The organism is Vulcanococcus sp. DEBay_Sum22DG08_74, from assembly GCF_017852955.1.
Taxonomy (GTDB): Bacteria; Cyanobacteriota; Cyanobacteriia; order PCC-6307; family Cyanobiaceae; genus Vulcanococcus.
In genome coordinates, this window is the sequence record NZ_JAFMKL010000161.1 from 1 (window position 1) to 2,794 (window position 2,794).

2 protein-coding genes are annotated in these 2,794 nt (G+C 63.5%); both read right to left on the minus strand.

Annotated elements, in window-relative coordinates:
* Window positions 1–90: 90 nt before the first annotated feature.
* Window positions 91–1,335, minus strand: coding sequence for an MFS transporter (locus QZ184_RS11150; protein ID WP_296419673.1), 1,245 nt, complete (start codon window positions 1,333–1,335; stop codon window positions 91–93).
* Complete coding sequence (locus QZ184_RS11155; protein ID WP_296416748.1) at window positions 1,335–2,687, minus strand: glutamine synthetase family protein; 1,353 nt, start codon at window positions 2,685–2,687, stop codon at window positions 1,335–1,337. The genes QZ184_RS11150 and QZ184_RS11155 overlap by 1 nt, the downstream gene beginning before the upstream one ends.
* Between the last annotated feature and the right edge of the window lie 107 nt (window positions 2,688–2,794).

Consider the following 2,794-nt stretch of genomic DNA (forward strand, 5'->3'; position numbering starts at 1 on the left):
GAGCATCCAGGCCAACTGGCCGCCGCCGACGATGCCAATCGCAGGGCCCATGCGCTTTGAGCTCCAATCGTTCAATTTCGCATGCAAGGCCTAGCTCGGTCGAGGCTCCAGATAGGGCGGTTTGCGAGACCACGCCCACCACGCCAGCACGGCCAGCAGCACCAGATACAGCAGCGGACCCGTACTCCAGTGCTCCGCATTGACCATCCAGCCCACGACGAGAGGAGCGGATCCGCCAAACAGGGCTACCGACAGGCTGTAGGAGAACGAGAAGGCACCGCAACGGGCTCCCCCGGGGAAGAACGAGGCGTGGAGGTAGGGGGTAATGCCGGAATAGAAGAAGGTCGGCAAGAGCAACAGCGCCTGGCCCCAAACAAACCCAGCGATGGAGCCAGAGGCGAGCAAGAGGAAACCGGGCACCAGCGCCAGCATCAGCACGGCCAGGGAACGGCGAAGGAGTGGCAAAGGCGCCCAGCGATCGGCCAGGTAGCCCCCCAACAGCGCGAGCAGCAGGCTGAACACCTGAACGAGAGAGGTCAAGCCGTTTAAGAGAGCCGCCTGCTCGGGATGGGCCGCCACCATCACATCGACGTAATAGACCGCCGCCAGATAGAAAATCGCGGTCCCCAGAGCGACGCTGCCCACCAGGCGAACCATGGCTGGCCACTGCTGAAACAGCAGTTGGAACTGAGCACGCCATCCGCTCGCCGCATCGCCAGGCCGGCTGTCCTCCAGGCTCCGGCGCAGCAGAAGGACAACGAACGACAGCAGAGCCCCAAAGGCAAAGGGCCAGCGCCAGGCTCCGGCCTCAATCGCCTCCGCTGAGAAAGCCAGGCTGACCAGAGCCGCGGCTGCGGAACCAGCAATGAAGCCAACCGTGGCGCCGCTGGCGGTGATGCTGGAGAAGAAGGCCCGCCGGTGACCGGGCGCCGTTTCAACGCTCCAGGAAATCGCTCCGGAGTATTCCGCCCCAACCGAGAGGCCCTGAAGCATCCGTAACAGCACCAACAGCAGAGCAGCACTGGGTCCGATCTGGGCCGTGGTGGGCAACAGGGCGATGGCCAAGCTGCAGCAGCCCATCACAAACACGCTGATCAACAACAGGACGCGGCGTCCCCATTGATCGCCAATGGGCCCGAGGAGTAGGCCACCGACCGGGCGCATCAAGTAGCCGACTGCAAACACCCCGAAGGCGCTCACCATTTGCAACGAGGGCCGATCAGAAGGGAAGAACGCCGCGCCAATGGCATGGGCGAAGTAGCCATACACAGCAAAGTCAAACCACTCGACCGTGTTCCCGAGCGCCGCAGCGATTGGGAGAGCTGGTCGTTGCATCAGGCCAAGCCTCCGACCAACGGCCACCAACAACAGCTGCTGATCTGCTCCTCCACAGGGAGCTGCTGCACCCTCTGAATTTCAGCGGCCAGGCTGTCCAACAGGGATCCATGCAGCAATGGGCCCATGGCGGCCTCCAGCACCTGATCAGCCGCCAAGGCGTCACGGGCCTCGAGCAGGCTCGACGGCAAACGTCGAGCCGAGAATCCCGGGGCAGCCGCCGGGTCACCGATCTGCGCTGGCGGCAGAACTCGCGGACGCGCAAGCGCCTCCTTCACTTGGGCTTGCAAAGCCCCTAGCAGGAGATAGGGATTCGTCGTTGGATCGACCGCCTTGATCTCGAGATGCGCGGCAGAACCATCGGCAGCACTCGGGACAAGACGGAGGGCAGCTTCTCGATTTTCCACACCCCAGACCTGAAAGGGAGCCGACCAACTGCTCGGGACCAAGCGCAGATAGGACACAGGGGAAGGACTGGCCAGGGCCATCAGAGAGGGCAACTGCTCAAGCAAGCCCGCGATTAACGCTTCCCCCTCCGGTTTCAGGCCATGGGAGCCCTCTCCCCCTTGAAGGATGGGGCCCTGGTCATGGAGAACGCTGAGGTGCAGATGACCGCCATTACCCACCCAATCCAGGCGGGGTTTGGCACTGAAACTGCTGTACCAACCAAATCGCCTGGTCACCCGTTGGATCACCAAGCGAGCGCGAATCAGATGGTCGGCAATGGTCAGGGATCGATCGGGCGCAAACGACAACTCGAATTGGGACGGTCCGTATTCGGGATGGAACTGCAGCCAAGGAACCTCGGCGTCATCCAGGGCCTTGAGCAGGGCCGAGGCGTAATCCAAGCCCTCGATCAACCGATCCGCGCCATAGGGCCCACCAGGAAGAACGGCCTGCGGCGTTCCGTCTGCCCCAGGAACAACGACGACCCACTCCAGTTCAAAGCCGGCGCGAAGCCGCCAGCCGGAGTCCTCGAGCTCCGATTCCATCCGCCTGCAGAAGTGACGTTGATCCGCGGCGTAGGGGCCGGTCTGGCGATCCCAGCGCTCTCCCGCGGCCCAAGCCCAGCCGAGCTGTGGTTCCAGCATCGCCAAGGACTCCAGATCAGCCCGAAGCCTTAGATCGCCATCGGGGCGAGCCAGGCGATGGGCCCCATCGATCACACCATCGGAGCGAAAGGCATCCGACACCGGTGAGAAGCCGACACCCTTAGCGATGGCATCGGGCAGGTGGCGCAAGGGCACCACTTTCACCAGGGTCTCCCCGGCATGGTTGTCCCAGGTCACGGCGACCTGCCGCACACCTGCCGCGCTCAGACGTTCCAGAACCGAGTCGACCGCAGCAACCATGACCCATTTCGAACGCTCTCCAAGGATGCGTGCGATTGCTGCATTCGTCTGCGCCGCTCCTAGGTCAAGCCGCGGTCGCCGGCGAAGGCAAAGCGAACGAGCGAGAG

Excerpts from the sequence above, each read along its gene's own strand:
- QZ184_RS11150 (WP_296419673.1), bottom strand. The coding sequence starts at position 1,335 with ATGCAACGACCAGCTCTCCCAATCGCTGCGGCGCTCGGGAACACGGTC.
- QZ184_RS11155 (WP_296416748.1), bottom strand. The coding sequence starts at position 2,687 with ATGGTTGCTGCGGTCGACTCGGTTCTGGAACGTCTGAGCGCGGCAGGT.